At 36.1% G+C, this 14,742-nt stretch carries 14 protein-coding genes and 1 riboswitch; of the genes, 7 read left to right on the top strand and 7 right to left on the bottom strand.

Translation table 11 applies throughout. From position 1 onward, the window contains the following. Positions 1-86 precede the first annotated feature (86 nt). Entirely contained in the window at positions 87-1,109 is a 1,023-nt protein-coding gene (locus K3T81_RS03600; protein WP_238018297.1) for an alpha/beta fold hydrolase, read from the top strand. Positions 1,110-1,423: 314 nt separating this feature from the next. Here K3T81_RS03600 and K3T81_RS03605 read toward each other — a convergent pair whose 3' ends face one another. The 4 genes from K3T81_RS03605 to K3T81_RS03620 all read right to left on the bottom strand — a co-directional run bounded on the left by K3T81_RS03605 (position 1,424) and on the right by K3T81_RS03620 (position 4,748). Continuing rightward, positions 1,424-1,873 (bottom strand): hypothetical protein, encoded by a 450-nt coding sequence (locus K3T81_RS03605; RefSeq protein ID WP_238018298.1) that lies wholly within the window; start codon positions 1,871-1,873, stop codon positions 1,424-1,426. A gap of 196 nt (positions 1,874-2,069) precedes the next feature. Next, the gene (locus K3T81_RS03610) at positions 2,070-2,540 is read right to left on the bottom strand and encodes an S-ribosylhomocysteine lyase (protein WP_238018300.1); all 471 of its coding nucleotides are present in this window, start codon (positions 2,538-2,540) and stop codon (positions 2,070-2,072) included. A 63-nt stretch (positions 2,541-2,603) separates the two neighbouring features. Next, positions 2,604-3,926, bottom strand: coding sequence for a Na+/H+ antiporter NhaC family protein (locus tag K3T81_RS03615; protein WP_238018302.1), 1,323 nt, complete (start codon positions 3,924-3,926; stop codon positions 2,604-2,606). A gap of 57 nt (positions 3,927-3,983) precedes the next feature. After that, a complete protein-coding gene (locus K3T81_RS03620) occupies positions 3,984-4,748 on the bottom strand; it encodes an SDR family NAD(P)-dependent oxidoreductase (protein ID WP_238018304.1) in 765 nt (254 codons plus the stop codon). A gap of 119 nt (positions 4,749-4,867) precedes the next feature. Beyond that, positions 4,868-4,969: riboswitch (SAM riboswitch) on the bottom strand. A gap of 201 nt (positions 4,970-5,170) precedes the next feature. Between K3T81_RS03620 and K3T81_RS03625 the strand changes: the two genes are divergently transcribed. Further along, positions 5,171-6,133: a ParB/Srx family N-terminal domain-containing protein gene (locus tag K3T81_RS03625; protein WP_238018307.1), complete on the top strand. Its 963-nt coding sequence runs from the start codon at positions 5,171-5,173 to the stop codon at positions 6,131-6,133. Positions 6,134-6,536: 403 nt separating this feature from the next. Here the strand turns inward: K3T81_RS03625 and K3T81_RS03630 are convergent, their stop codons facing one another. Further along, a complete protein-coding gene (locus K3T81_RS03630; protein ID WP_238018309.1) occupies positions 6,537-7,400 on the bottom strand; it encodes an AraC family transcriptional regulator in 864 nt (287 codons plus the stop codon). Positions 7,401-7,894: 494 nt separating this feature from the next. On the opposite strand from K3T81_RS03630, the gene K3T81_RS03635 reads away from it, so the two are divergent. Next, a complete protein-coding gene (locus K3T81_RS03635) occupies positions 7,895-8,221 on the top strand; it encodes a hypothetical protein (RefSeq protein WP_238018310.1) in 327 nt (108 codons plus the stop codon). A 335-nt stretch (positions 8,222-8,556) separates the two neighbouring features. Then, on the top strand, positions 8,557-8,814 hold the full coding sequence (locus tag K3T81_RS03640) for a hypothetical protein (RefSeq protein WP_238018312.1): 258 nt from the start codon (positions 8,557-8,559) through the stop codon (positions 8,812-8,814). Between the two features lie 217 nt (positions 8,815-9,031). On the opposite strand, the gene K3T81_RS03645 is transcribed toward K3T81_RS03640, so the two are convergent. Continuing rightward, positions 9,032-9,655, bottom strand: coding sequence for a DUF4352 domain-containing protein (locus K3T81_RS03645; RefSeq protein WP_238018314.1), 624 nt, complete (start codon positions 9,653-9,655; stop codon positions 9,032-9,034). 254 nt (positions 9,656-9,909) lie between these two features. Between K3T81_RS03645 and K3T81_RS03650 the strand changes: the two genes are divergently transcribed. The 3 genes from K3T81_RS03650 (at position 9,910) to K3T81_RS03660 (ending at position 14,190) form a co-directional block, all read left to right on the top strand. Next, positions 9,910-11,406, top strand: coding sequence for a hypothetical protein (locus K3T81_RS03650; protein WP_238018316.1), 1,497 nt, complete (start codon positions 9,910-9,912; stop codon positions 11,404-11,406). A gap of 259 nt (positions 11,407-11,665) precedes the next feature. Then, complete coding sequence (locus K3T81_RS03655) at positions 11,666-13,360, top strand: DUF262 domain-containing protein (protein WP_238018318.1); 1,695 nt, start codon at positions 11,666-11,668, stop codon at positions 13,358-13,360. A 359-nt stretch (positions 13,361-13,719) separates the two neighbouring features. Continuing rightward, positions 13,720-14,190, top strand: coding sequence for an SRPBCC family protein (locus tag K3T81_RS03660; protein ID WP_238018320.1), 471 nt, complete (start codon positions 13,720-13,722; stop codon positions 14,188-14,190). Between the two features lie 42 nt (positions 14,191-14,232). On the opposite strand, the gene K3T81_RS03665 is transcribed toward K3T81_RS03660, so the two are convergent. Further along, entirely contained in the window at positions 14,233-14,700 is a 468-nt protein-coding gene (locus tag K3T81_RS03665; protein WP_238018321.1) for a VanZ family protein, read from the bottom strand. Between the last annotated feature and the right edge of the window lie 42 nt (positions 14,701-14,742).

The following is a 14,742-nucleotide window of genomic DNA, read 5'->3' on the forward strand; positions in this document are numbered from 1 at the left end:
TTTATTGAATGTAGCACGGCATTATACTTAATAACAAGAAATACATTCTAGCTGTTTGTGTTTCATTTGAAAGGAGTGATTACTCAATGGAGGATTTTGAGATTTATAATTTAGGTGATGTAACCTTGCAGTCCGGAGTGATATTACCAAATGCTTTTCTTGCTTACAAGACTTATGGAACTTTGAATGAAAAGAAAGATAATGTCATCCTTTATCCAACGGCATTTGGTGACCAGCATGTTAATAATGAATGGTTAATTGGGGAGGAGATGGCACTAGATCCACAGAAATATTTCATTATTGTTCCTAATTTGCTAGGAAATGGATTATCTTCATCTCCAAGTAATACACCTGAACCATTTGATAAGGGTAATTTCCCTCAGGTAACCATCTATGACAACATTCAATTACAGTATAGACTAGTGACAGAAAAATTCGATATTAAAAAGATTTCTCTTGTAGTTGGGTGGTCACTGGGGGGGCTTCAGTCCTTCCAATGGGGGGCAATTTATCCGGACATGGTGGAACGAATAGCCTCATTCTGTGGAAATGCAAAGACTTGGCCGCAAACGTATGTAGTTCTAGATGGACTAAAAGCTGCGCTTATGGGATCAATTGGCTCAGATTCAACCAAGTTTAACCAATTAACTTCTGAATCCATGCGTGCTGTCGGGCGTGTCTATGCAGGATGGGGATTATCGCAGACCTTCTATAAAGAAAAACTTTTTCGGGAAATGGGATTTGACTCCCTAGAAGATTTTGCGATAGGAGTTTGGGAAAATAGTTTTATGAATATGGATCCGCACAATGTACTAGCCATGTTATGGACAGGCCAACATGCAGACATTAGTGAAAATTCCTTGTATAACGGAGATTTTGAGGAAGCACTAAAAAGTATAGAAGCGACTACTTATATTATGCCAGGAAGTACAGATCTATTTTGCACTGCAGATAATAATGAATATGAGGCTAATCTAGTACCTAATAGTGAATATCATCCTATTAAATCAGTATGGGGCCATTTTGCCGGTCGTGGGATTAACAGTACGGATAATAAATTTATTGATGACAAGTTAAGGCGCTTATTGGCATTTCAAACAAAGAGGTAGATTAAAATTCTCAATAGGGATGCTTTGCTCTTGGTATTTGCAATGGGTGGAATTTTAAATTGTATTTTCCTTCATTTTAGCAATTGTTTTTGCCTCCACTTTGGTTGATTTTAAGCCATTTTAAACTATTTTAACAAGGTAAATGACCCTGCTGTTAGCATCTCCAACAGCAGGGTGTTAATTTTTATTAATGTACATTTGAAAAAAATGAGAAGAGCTTTGTTAGTTCATGTGTTAATTTGTTAGGTAGAAGTAAGCTAAAAGGTATAGCTACTCTAAGCCATATCTTTTAGTTATGTTTCTCTTAAGTATCCTTACAAATTGCTTATTCTGACAATCTCTCCAATATTAGTGCCTACCCAAGCCCCAATAAATGGGAAAGCATCGAGAGGAAAGTCAAATTTTGCAGAATTAAAATCCATACTAAACACTAAAACTGTAACAAAAACACTTATAACACTGATGATGCCAAACTCGATTATTTTTCTTCGCTTCCAACGCTTCTGTCCCAATCGGTCTTTATCAAATTTCTGCAGTATTCTACTTGTCTTCGTACCAATAGGTCTTCTCTTTAGTGTGAAAAAAGTGATGACTACTGTTAACCACATAATCACACAAAAACCCCAAATAATGAGGGATGATTTTCCGTTCTGGGAAAAATAACCAAATAGTAGGAATAACAAAAGCATTACGAGGTTAATTTGGACTAATTGCTTCTTTTTTAATCGCTTTATTGTTTTTATATCCCATTGTGTTTCCTCCATTTATTCTCACCTCTCTCAGTTTAACAAATTGCTCCGTAAATTAAATAAACTCTACATAAATCATAACATAAAAGCCATCCTCATAGAATGAATTTTCCGTCTAATAAGCGTGTTAAGTTTATTGCGGTTATGATACATCGACAGATACAAAAATAAAAAGGTGAACAGCCTAATCAACTGTTCACCTTTTCCATCCTTATTCTTCGCCAAATACGAATGCCCATTCTGACCGTTTAGCGAGAAACTCTTCCGCTAATTCTTTTGCACCTTCTAGGCTATGGCTTGCTGCCCAACCACATTGCACTTCATTACATGCTGGAACTTCTGTTGCTTCTAAGATATCTTTTAACGTTGCCTCCACAGCATCTAATACTTCATCATAGTTATCATGATTTATAACTGATAAGTAAAAGCCTGTTTGACAACCCATTGGACCTAAATCAATGACACTACTATGATGGTTGCGGATATTCTCAGCCATTAAGTGTTCGAGTGAATGGAGTGCAGGCATTTCCATATACTCCTGATTTGGTTGTTTGAGACGAAGGTCATACTTGTGAACAACGTCGCCGTTTGCCCCAGTAGTAGTCCCCGCTAGACGAATATAAGGTGCTTTCACTTTTGTATGATCAAGATTAAAGCTTTCAACGTTCATTTTTTTAACCATGTATTCCACTCCTAATAGTATATTTTTTAGATTCATATGCTTTTTACTAGATTAGCTACCTCGTTAAGCTGTTTTTTTACTTCCCTTAGCGGCTTTGTTTTTCTGGTGTTTAGGGAAGCCAATGAGAATGGCAATAATTCCACACAGGATGATGGCAATCGGGTAGAAAGAATATGGCAAGATGCTAATTGGTGAGATAGCTGCTAACCCGGCAGCTGCAAGCATTTGCCCACCGTATGGAACGATACCTTGCCATCCACCAGCAAAAATATCGAGAATACTTGCTGATTTTCTAGGGTCGATATCGTATTCATCGGAAATGTTTTTTGCTAAAGGACCTGTAACGATAATGGAAATGGTATTGTTGGCCGTTGCAATGTCTGTTGCACTTACTAAACCTGCAATCCCAAGCTCCGCACCTTTTTTCGTTTTAATTCTACGCGTTACAAAGTTTAATAACCACTGAATCCCGCCGTTATGCTGGATAATTCCAATCATCCCACCAATTAATAGGGCAACAATTGCAATATCTTCCATGTTCATGATTCCCTGTGAAATAGCTTGAATGAAACTGGATAACGTATAGGAACCATCTATTAAGCCAATGATCCCAGCAAACACGATGCCACCAATTAATACGACTAAGACATTAACACCAGCTAAGGCTGCAATGAGTACCGCTATATAAGGTAAAACCTTCACGAAATCAAATGCGTAATCGCCAATGGTATCAATTTCGGCTCCTGCGGTCACGATCCATAAAAGAATCGCGGTTACAATTGCTCCAGGTAGAACAATGAAAAAGTTGGTTTTAAATTTATCACTCATTTTTGTTTTCTGGGTTCGGACAGCAGCGATGGTGGTATCGGAAATCATTGATAGATTATCACCAAACATCGCGCCACCTATAACAGTACCCATCGCAAGCGCCATTGGTATCCCTGTTTGTTCTGCGATTCCAATGCCAATTGGTGCTAGAGCGGCCACAGTACCCATGGACGTTCCCATTGATACAGAGATGAAGCAACCTACAATAAACAGTCCAACCATTAATAGATTAGGAGGAATAACGGATAATCCTAAGTTTACGGTAGAATCTACAGCACCCATGTCTCTAGCTGTTTGAGCGAATGCCCCGGCCATTATAAAAATAACCGCCATTAAGATAATATTCGGATGTCCTGCGCCTTTCGTAAAGATATCAATCTTACTAGAAAGCTTTTCTTTTCGGTTCATGGCGAGAGCAAAAGCCGCCGCAATAATAATTGCAACGTTTAATGGCATATTGGAGAAGTCTCCAGAAATAACGCCAGTGCCAATAAATAGTAATACAAAGATAAGTAACGGAAGTAGTGCAAGTGCATTTCCTTTTTTCGCATTAGCCATCAAAATATCCTCCTTCAATTTAGTTTTTAGTGGGTGAGCATGTAACAAGAAACGAGATTAGTTCATGGTCATTCCACCCGTAACATTAATTCCTTGGCCAGTCATATAATCAGAGTACGTTGATGCCAGAAAAACAACGACATTCGCAATGTCAGCTGGTACAGCAGTTCTTCCCAAGGGAACTTGTGAATTATCTTCATGTTTAATATCTTCAGCTTGAAGACCGCGTAGGTTGCCGCCAATCACTCTTTCTGATTGTTTCATCGTTGTTTCCACGATTCCTGGGCAAACGGCATTCACATTAATTTTGTCTTTGGCTAGTTCTAGTGCAGCCACTTTTGTCATCCCAAGTACCGCGTGTTTCGAAGCAACATAGCTTCCCATTAGTTGGTAGCCGTTTTTCCCAGCTTGTGAGGCAATGTTAATGATTTTTCCACCTTGGCCTTGAGCTTGTAGTTGTTTCGCAACGGCTTGCATGCAAAGGTAGACCCCTTTTGCATTCACATCGATTGTTTTATCCCAGTCCTGTTCTTTTATATCAACAAAATAGTCCATCGTGGAAATCCCGGCATTATTGACTAAAATGTCAACTCTGCCAAAATGCTCAATAACCGAATCAACCACCTCGGTTACTTGTTCTGGATTGGACACATCTGCCTGAACGTGAAACGTATTAACTGTTGTTTCATCATGTGTCTCAGCCATATCCACCACCGCAACTTTTGCCCCGCAATCTAAAAATGCATCCACAATCCCTTTCCCAATGCCATGTGCACCACCAGTGACAATGGCCACTTTATCGGTCAAATCCATCGTATACATAAAAAACGTACTCCTTTCTTGTTGCCCTTCTGTACATTTAGTTTGCGAAAGTAAAATGCAAACAAAAAAGGCCTCTTCTATAGTAAGAAGAGACCTTAAACGTCAACGTTAAAATACTCTTCTTATCTTCAAGCATTACGCTTCTGGAATTGGCACATTACTCTAAAAGAGCTGCTGCCGAGGTATCGTAGGGCCAGTCCCTCCACCTCTCTGGATAAGAAAATTCGCGATATGTAATTTGTAGATTAAAGATACAGCAAAATGAAATGAGCGTCAAGTTATTTTTTTTATAATTATGAAATAGGGAGTTGGTGTTTTGCATTCTGAAGTTAAGGAGGAGGATGTAAAAGACCCTAATTTTTGTAATAGGACAAATTTCATACAGAATACCCATTAATAAAAGTAGAAATGGGTGAATCTACATGACCAAACAGCTAAAGAAAATTAAACTTTCCCAAATCAGGTTAGAAACAAGTTTTAGAAAGTCTGAAAAAGATTTGAGTTTGGAAATGGATATAAGTAGACAAGGATTAAAGGTACCATTAATTGTAGAGGAGGAAAGTGAAAATCAATTTGTGTTAGTAGATGGCTATCGTCGTTTTTATGCTCTCGAGTTTATAGGGTTAGAAGATGCTTATTGCGATGTAGTGGAGCACTCATCAGAAGAGGGAAGAATAGTTAAGAGATTAGGATTAGAATTACACACCAAGAAAAGAACAGGGTATAATTTGGAAGAGATGATAGCTAGTTTATTGGAGAGTAAAAAGTATGATGTTAGTACTATTGCTAACCTTTGTAATGTTACATTAGCGACCATAACCAAATATGTAAATGGATCTGAAGTTAACCCTGAATGGCTTAGAAGAAGAAAGCAAACTGGGGCTGGATTTCATGCACTACCTGTAATTCATAACTTGAACGTAAATGACGAAAATAAAAAATATATTGCTGATAAATACTTAGGTAGAGAGATTCCCAAAACTACAGTTGATATCATTAAAAAAGCTACTGAAGAAAAAGCGTTCCAAGACATACCAGAAGAGGATGTAATAGAATGTTTTGAAGAGATAATAGTACAGAAATCAAGAAACTATGAAAATGTGAAAGATGTTGTCAATGAAAAAGCTTTGCAAGCAGGCTATACTAAAGGTAGTCATACTTTCGTACATAATTTAATTTTAAGTTTGTTAACAAGAGTGGAGAGGATCTTTAAAAATAATTACTATGTACAAAAATTATCCAAGAAGCAGAAGAGTGAATTAACTAAAAAAGTTCGGAGTTTACTAATGATTTTGGATCCACCTTTAACTTGGGCAGAGTTTCCGATTGAAGAAAAAATATATAAAAAGCCTGAAAAGGAGGATAATGGTAATTTGGAACATTGAAGATAGCGGCTAAAAGATCTTGTTACTGTATAGAAAGTATTTTTTTATACATTTTATTTACGTAAATCACCCAATTATTGAATAGAGCTGGGGATATTAGCTGGATAGTAATAAGATAACCATAATGCTTTTAGACCCAGTATTTAGAATAATTTTTCCGCCTACGCAACATACTCAGACAAAATTAAAAGAGGACCAGACGCATCCAGTCCCCTTAAGAGTGACCCGAAGCTATACACCGCTATTAATTGTATATTATGATACTACAGTTTAACTATTCGTAAAATCTAAATGTAACTGGACTGCAAAGGGGTAAGATTTTTATAATCATTTCTTCAAGCATTTTAAAAAGAGCAACGCCACCATATCAGCGTTGCTCTACATCCCTTGTAAGTCCTTACGTTTATCTTTTCCTCACAGGAATCCAGACTTCACTATACGCGTAATCCGCTTTCTTTTCATCCATTTTAGTAAACGAAAAGGTAGGAGCTGGGATCACTTCATAATCGGAAGAGGGGAGCCATTCTGAATAGGTCTTTGCCATGGTCTCTTGTAGTGTTGATGGAAACGGCCCTTCATTAGGAAATATCGCCCACGTACAGGCATCAACGGTAACTTTATCTAAGTGATCACTGACGTTATCTTCCGTTGTTAATACACCGATCAAGTGCGTTAAATCACCCTCCTCTTTTAGAAATTGAGCATCCGCATCATAGGAAGCATTCACGATTTCATAGGGTTCGATATTTTGCAGGGAATGCATTTCCTCTTTTTGTTCGTCTGTAATGCTCTTCGCAAGCTCCACAATCGCGTTATTAACCCCTTCGAATTGCATCGGCACACGTTTACTTACACCAACTAAATTAAATGTTGGCTTATCTTCTATTCTAGATTCCATTGTTGTACCTCCTCGTACTGTTATGACAAATGTGAACTTCGGAAACGTTTTGCTTACTCCTCTTTTCATTACTTCTGAGGGGAGAAAACCATTCCACTTTTTAAATGCTCTCGTAAAGCCGTCCACTGACTGATATCCATATTTGAAAGCAACATCTGTTACTTTTTCGCCTCGCAACAAATCCTTATTTGCCTCTGATAGTCTTCTGTTTTTTATATACTCATTTAATGTCATTCCGGATAGGTAAAAAAATATTTTGCGAAAGTGATAATCGGAAACCCCGGCATATTCAGAAATAGTTTCAAGCGACAGATCATCCGTTAACCGTTCTTCAATATACTCAATGACTTGGTTTAGTTCCTTTAACACGTTATCCCTCCTTTCTGTCTATATGATAGCAAAGTAATATTTCAAATACTCGACATGTTTAATGGAAAAAATATCGATTCGTTAATGTTTGCAGAAGGATAAGTGGAAACATGGTACGCAGTAGGTCATAGGGGAAAAATAATAAAAAGTTAAATATGACCTCTATGGATCATACTGAACGATTATGCCTTCGTAGGTCATAGCATTCACCTAATAAAATTTTTTATGGGACACTTAACAGGGATGGTAGTTTTAAAGCCTTACCTAGTACATGGAGATTATTTACCATTCCTGACCATTTAACTAACATTCTTAAAGACGGATCTAAGCCATAAACATTGATAAGTACAGTCTCCGCGCCATTATGGTAATATTAAGAAAGTAGCAATATTTGGGGGTATTTATGATGTCAATTCCTGAAAAGTCCATTGTAATCAAAGCAGTCAGCGAAAATTATCATTGCACATTGTCCATTATCAAAAGAAAGCAAACTCATGTATGAAGGGGTAAGCAATGGAAAAAAATTAGTTCTTTGCACTCCGAAATCAAAGCTACATGTAAACGGTAGAGGATGGTTCGACTTAAACACCAAACAAGTAGATTTATTAGATGGTGCTGACATATCACTTCTTGCAGTTCGTCTGGAGGGAAACAAAATCTATTATATTGACTTTAAGAAACTAAGAAAGGTAATGACGCCAGATATCATGCTAAAAAACCCTCACGAGGGAGAGCATTGGAAGTTATTTATATGGGACATTTATTTAAAAGTATCCGGTTATGAAAAGGAATTGTATATTCAACCTAAGGTTTTGATATAGGCTGTTAGTATATAGGTGATTTACTAGACTTTATTAGAAAGATAAGGTCTCTGAACCATGGAGAAAAATGCTAAACTGTACTTTCCAATCAAATAGAAACCAACATAGATTCGGAGTACAATCTTGCTTTTCATAGTACCTTGAAAGTATTGATGTATTCGGTTACTCAGGTGAATATTTCCTAATAATCCATTTGCTAAGCAAACAGATATAGACAAACTATCCTCATTGATATTATAAGTCATTTTCTAATGTTCTAGAGAATAGACATAGAGTAAACAATAACTTAGTTATAATTGATTTGATACAAACAACACTACAAGGAGGAATATATAGTGCGATTAACAAGTTCTGCACGGCAAAAAATCTTAGAGCAAAACGAAGGGTTTACTAGGAAGACTTATTCTGAGGAGAGAAATTCTGAAGAAGAAAGAATTTACACCATTTCAGGTGGAGTACTTCATATACGTGCCGTAGGGAAAACATCTTGGGCTGACAGTCGATATGACAAGGAGTGGGTTGCCAGTGACGATGAAGCTCATAGGTTTTTATATAAGTATAAATCGGAAATGAATCTTGAAGGAATAGAATGATATATAATATAGAATGTCTCTCTCCCGGTTATCCTCGTAGTATTTACTCTATGAGGACTTGGGCTTGTCTAGATACGTCCTCGGTGTTGTAAGCGTGAGCGGATTAAAAAACGAAATATTTAAGCAGCATCTCTTTTGGATTAAGATAAGAGTCTAAGCTATACTGGGAAAAAGTGAACAAAAAAAGAGCAAACCTAGTAAGGTTCGCCCATATTTATTAATTGCTTAAAGAGATTTCTGTCATTTCAGTTCCGAATACTCCAGTTTGTGCTTGTAGTACCATGTTTGATAGTTCTTCGTCCGCACCAACTTCAATTACTATTTTACCGCTCTTCTCAAGGTTAGGGTTAATTTGTGTTAGGAAAAAGTCGCTCATAGCATCACCCATAGCCATCATAACGGTTCCATCGGTTGTAGGCTCGTACTCCGTTCCGTCTGCGATTAGCTTAAAGAAACTAGAGTCTACCGTAATAGCCTCACTTTTACCGTTCTGTACGTTTAAATCTAAAATAATGTATTTACCCGATGTTGTTGCATTATCTACATACTCGTTACCAGAGTTGATTTCAGAGGTTTCCTCTACGCCATTTACTGTAAATGTAACGTCTCCGACGGTTGAAGGCTCTCCAATTTTAGCAGTTTTTACTTCCTCCTCGGCAGGTTCCGAAGATTCTTCCTCTGCTTTTACCTCACTAGCTTGGTCGGTGCTTTCCTTGGAAGACTTGTTTGCAGTGTCAGCTTCTTCTTCTCCGCCACCTGCAATAGCTATAACAACTATAATTGCTAAAACCCATACCCATATTTTCTTATAGAATGGTTTCTTTATTTTCTCTTTTGCCAAAGTATTTCCTCCTTAAATTTAGTGCATACTATCTATTTGTAACATGTTTGTAATAAAAAGTAAATACTATTAGCCTATTTATAAATAAAATATAGTTATATTAAACCTTAAGAAATTTAGTCAGTAAGTAATAGTTTTAAAAAGAGACGAGAGCATTTTATTTAAGCCCTCGGTGTTTTTTATTCATTAAGTACTACGGTATGTTTTATTATGGTAAAATTAACCTAAATATTATTGTCTATGGGGGAGTACGTGTGAATAATTCAGGGAAGTTGTTGAGTGAATTAATTGAAAATTATGGCATTAGGTTAGGTCCGCTAAATAATGATGAAGACTTCTTCCTTGAATTAGTAAAGGTGAGTCATATTGCAATTCGAGGGGAGGAGACGAATGACCTTTTTATTAACGTTAACTTATTGCTTGAATATGCACTTCGCAAGGAGCACTCTAGACTTACCTTAACGCTAACAGAAACATTATTGGCCATGCAACTACATACAAGAATCAAAATCACTGAAAATGCTGCCGTAACGAGACAATTAGGATGTGTGTTCTCCATACAATATAGCCAACATAAAGTTGAAATTTACTATAATGTCTTAAGATTAATGACAACTAGTACGAATGAACGCGGGATAGAGAATATTAAAACCGTTTTGGGACCTTTATTGCACAAGTTTGATGCAAACATTTATGAGTGCTTTCATTTACCATTATCATTAGAACTGCTTCATACATACTTAGTTATTGATCGACATGCATTCAGCTCTTTATTATCAGATATTCTCATGGATTGGAATTTGTATGATGATCAAATTGATCCAATTATGTTTGAGAAGTTATTATGGTATGCATTTATATCTGATAACAAAAGGATCTTAAAGGAACAAGTTACCAAATATGATAGCTTCATAAAAGCTGATAGATGGGGAATTAAATGTTATCGATTTGTTAGACAAAATCTTAGTAGAAGTGACCAATTGGAAAAATTAAGGACCTCACCTGTTCTAAATCAATTATTAAATAGGTCTTCATATACATCGATTGAGAAAGAAGCATTCTTGAATAAGATTTATGCCAAGATACATGAAAAGGAAAGTAAATTAAATATGGTTCAAGAATTACCCCATAAGCAAATCACGAGAAGTATTACAAGGTTATCATCATATAACCTACCACCAGATGTTAAGCTACAAGACATACACCATAAAAAAATAATCCATCTAGCAGTCTTTGAAAGTAAAGAAATGAAGCGAATTAGTAAAACAATACAAGTAGAAGTATTAACGGATGTTAATGAGAAGGAATTCTATGTAAATAAAGCTACCTTGAAAGCAATAAAAGGAAAAGTAGGGTCCGCATATATATATGTAGTTGATTATTCAAAAGAAAAGAAAAGAGAAAAAATAGAGGAAGAAAAGCTATTTAAATGGCCCTCTACTGAAATAAGCGGAGTGGGTTATGAGGAAGAAAACAACTCCACTGGGCTGAACGAAAAGAGTGCATTAAGAAAAATGGGATATCAGATCACTAACATGACTAGACAGAAGCGATGGGAAATCTTACAGCATGCAGTACCAAAGTTAGGCTTAAAAAAAGTTGCCTATATTATCGCGAGTAATGTGAAATTAAGAAAAGGGCAAAAGAATGGCCTTCAAAAATTTAGCTATTCCATTTCAGAATGGGAGTATGACCTAGATAAGTTGAAATCCAGATATTATAAGAAGGAATTTATATGGCCTAGAACTTAAAAGAGGAAAAAACAGCTGGGCCGTACATATTCTACTCGATATTATGAGTTATTCTGTTTGCTCGCTGATCGCGAAGTCGAAGTTAGTCTAAAGGTATCTGTTCAATCAATAGATATATAAATTACATCAAATTTCTTAGTGAATAATAGGTTATTAGTTTGAAAGGAGTAAGGCTTTTTAACTGTATAATTATGTTAAAATACTATTAGAATAATTGGGTAATAGGAAAGATGTACTAAAAATAAAAAGGGGGGCAATGATGAGTAGATTAAAAGATAATGGTATTTCAATATATGAGGCTTTACAAAACATCAAAGAAGGAAAGTATGTAATGCCTGCTTTTCAAAGGCAATTTGTATGGGGAACGGAGCAAATTGAAAAGCTATGGGATTCTATTTTATTGGATTACCCTATTGCTACATTTCTATTTTGGCACGTAGATGACTCTAATGTTTCTTGGGACACCTATTTTTGTAATTTCTTATCAGATGTTACATTTAATAGCAGAAAACAGGCTGATTCTGTTAATTATGAGTTGACTAGCATAGATGTTAAAAAAACAAATATGGCGGTATTGGATGGGCAACAAAGGTTAACATCCTTGTTTTTATCCTTGTTAGGACAAGCATATATACGTCCGAACTACTCTAGAAGGAAATCTGGAGATAAGATTGTGACCAAACTTCTGATAGAACTCAACAAGAACAAGATATCTGTTGATGAAGAAGAATACAATAGCAAGAAATTTGATATCAAATTTAGTGAGAAAGTTGGGAGATTGAGTCCAACCCAGTTTGAATTAAAAAGCATTCTTGATGAGAAATTTCAAGATAAAACGACAAGAGAAAGTGCAATAGAAGAAGCCATCGTAAATGTTCCGGCAGATAGCAAGGAATACGCACGAAACATTTTGCAAAAGTTATATATTAAGATATTTGTAGAAAAACTGGTTAGATATACTGAAATTACAAACATGAAACAAGATGATGCTCTTGAAATGTTTGTGAGGTTTAATAGTGGTGGGAAGGCACTACGTAAATCAGAAATAACAATGTCCATCCTTGAAGCATACTGGCCTAGTGCCAAAAAGGAATTTGGAAAAATACTCGTTGACTCCTACGCGGGATTTGATACGGACTTTATTATCCGTTCGGCACTAATGCTGTATGGTGATGTTGTAAAATCTAATATTAACAAAAAGATTGCAGAAGACTTGAAGAATGATTGGAATGGCTTCAAGAAGGCTTTAATAAATTTGGAGAACCTGTTGAAAGAGATGAGTATAGATGTAAATCGTTTTTCGAGAAGCTGGAACGTACTGTTACCGATTATTTATTATGTTTATTTTAATCCTGACAGTTACAGCAAGAATTTCAAAGATGTGCGTGCATATTTACTTAGAGCCATATTCTTTACTTATTTCCAATCCGGCACTACAGGTAAATTGCAACAGATGAAGAGCAACATAAACAATTTTGATTATGAAATTACAATTGAAATGCTCGACCAAATAAATGATTTGAGGGTAACTGATGGGAAAATTGAAGATGTACTAAATTCGGAAAAAGGTAGCAGAGTTGGTGGCGAGGTTCTTTACTATTTAAATATTGAGTGGACAAATAAGAACTTTAAATACGAACAAGATCACCTTCATCCAGATAGTAGGTTTAGCGAAAGTAAGCCAGTATCCGTTTCTGTAGAAGATTGGAAAAGATGGCGCAGTATGCGTAATAGGCTTCCGAATCTACATTTACTTGAAGGAAGAAGTAACGGTAGCAAAAATGATATGCGACTAGTTGATTATTATAACGATATGAACGATGATCAAAAGACAACATTTTATGAACAAGCTATGATTTCACCGGAGACTTCACTGGAGATAGAGGATTTTGAAAAGTTTTATGAAGCAAGAAAGGTAATACTTACGGAGAAGATACGTGAGTTGTTAGAATGATATACTTTTATATTTCGTTACACTTAGCGGAAGACATCAAGCCCCTTGGTAAAACTTTTTCAATTAAATAGAAAAATACAACAGCTGAGATGCCGATTTAGCATAAAGATTATAGTCTCAGCTCCCCGCCCGAAAAAAGGTGTAGTACTTCTGTAATAATGGCAAAAGACACGGATATAATAATGGCTATATATAATCGTATTAGATTTATAATGATAATATAAGATAAAATAGCAAACAGGAGAGAATGTCCAATCATTTTATAAGAACTAAGCTTGTACAGAAAAGAATAATAAGTTGTCGATTCTTAAACATGTCGTTGAAAATGATAAGGGACAGTAGAAAAGAGGAGGGCATACATGCATAACGATGGCAGTCTCCATGAAAAAGAAGGAAGATCTGTTTTAGTTTTTGAACGTCACTATCCAATTGCTCCTGAAAAGGTATTTCTATTTATAACGGATCCTCAATACTTCAGGCAGTGGTATCCATTTGCAACTGGCGATATGGATCTTAAAGTTGGTGGAAAGATAAAGTTTGATGATGGGGAAGGATCAACCTATGAAGCGGAGATTACCGAGATCAACCCTCCGTATTCGTTTTGTTTTAAGGAAATGGAGGACCTTTTAGAGATAAGCATACAGGTAGCAGATCAAGGCTGTACCATGACGTTCAGTCATACGTTTGACGATCGAGCAATGGCGAAATATACAGCAGCAGGGTGGCATAGATGCTTGGATGCCCTTGGTCAATTAATCCATGGTCAGCCTTTAGAATGGGAAGAAAATGGACCTGAATTACGTGAATACTACAAAGAAAAGTTTGAATGAATTATGGTAGTTTTGTTAATGAATGCAACAATAATATGACGATCAACTATGTTGGTCGTTTTTTATTGTGGGAATTTCATGTAGACTAATAAGTGGTTTTACCGAAGCAGCAGAGACTCTTGTTAATATTTTTTCAATTACATAGAAGAGCACAACAGCTGTGATGCCGATGACATTAGCAAACAGATCAAAGAATTCAGCTCCCCGTCCAAAAAAAGGCTGGACTATTTCTGTGACAATGGCAAAAGACACGGATAAAAGAAAGGCTATATGTAATCGATGAACATTTTTGCCAAACAAATAAGTTAACACAGCAAACATTAACGAATGGCCAATCACCTCAAAAGCACTCACCTGCATCAAAGAGGAAACAGGAAAATACATTTCGGCAGAAGGCCTAGGTTGAATTGAAAAGGATATTTGTCCTTTTTCTAGTAATGCTCCTACACTCTCTGTAAATAACCCTATGCATAGTACTATTATCCAAACAATTAACCATAACTTTCTCATCGATTTTCCCCCTTGATTATAGGTATCTATTCTCTACTAAAT

The sequence above is a fragment of the Oceanobacillus jordanicus genome (assembly GCF_022095695.1).
GTDB classification, from domain to species: Bacteria; Bacillota; Bacilli; order Bacillales; family Amphibacillaceae; genus Oceanobacillus_B; species Oceanobacillus_B jordanicus.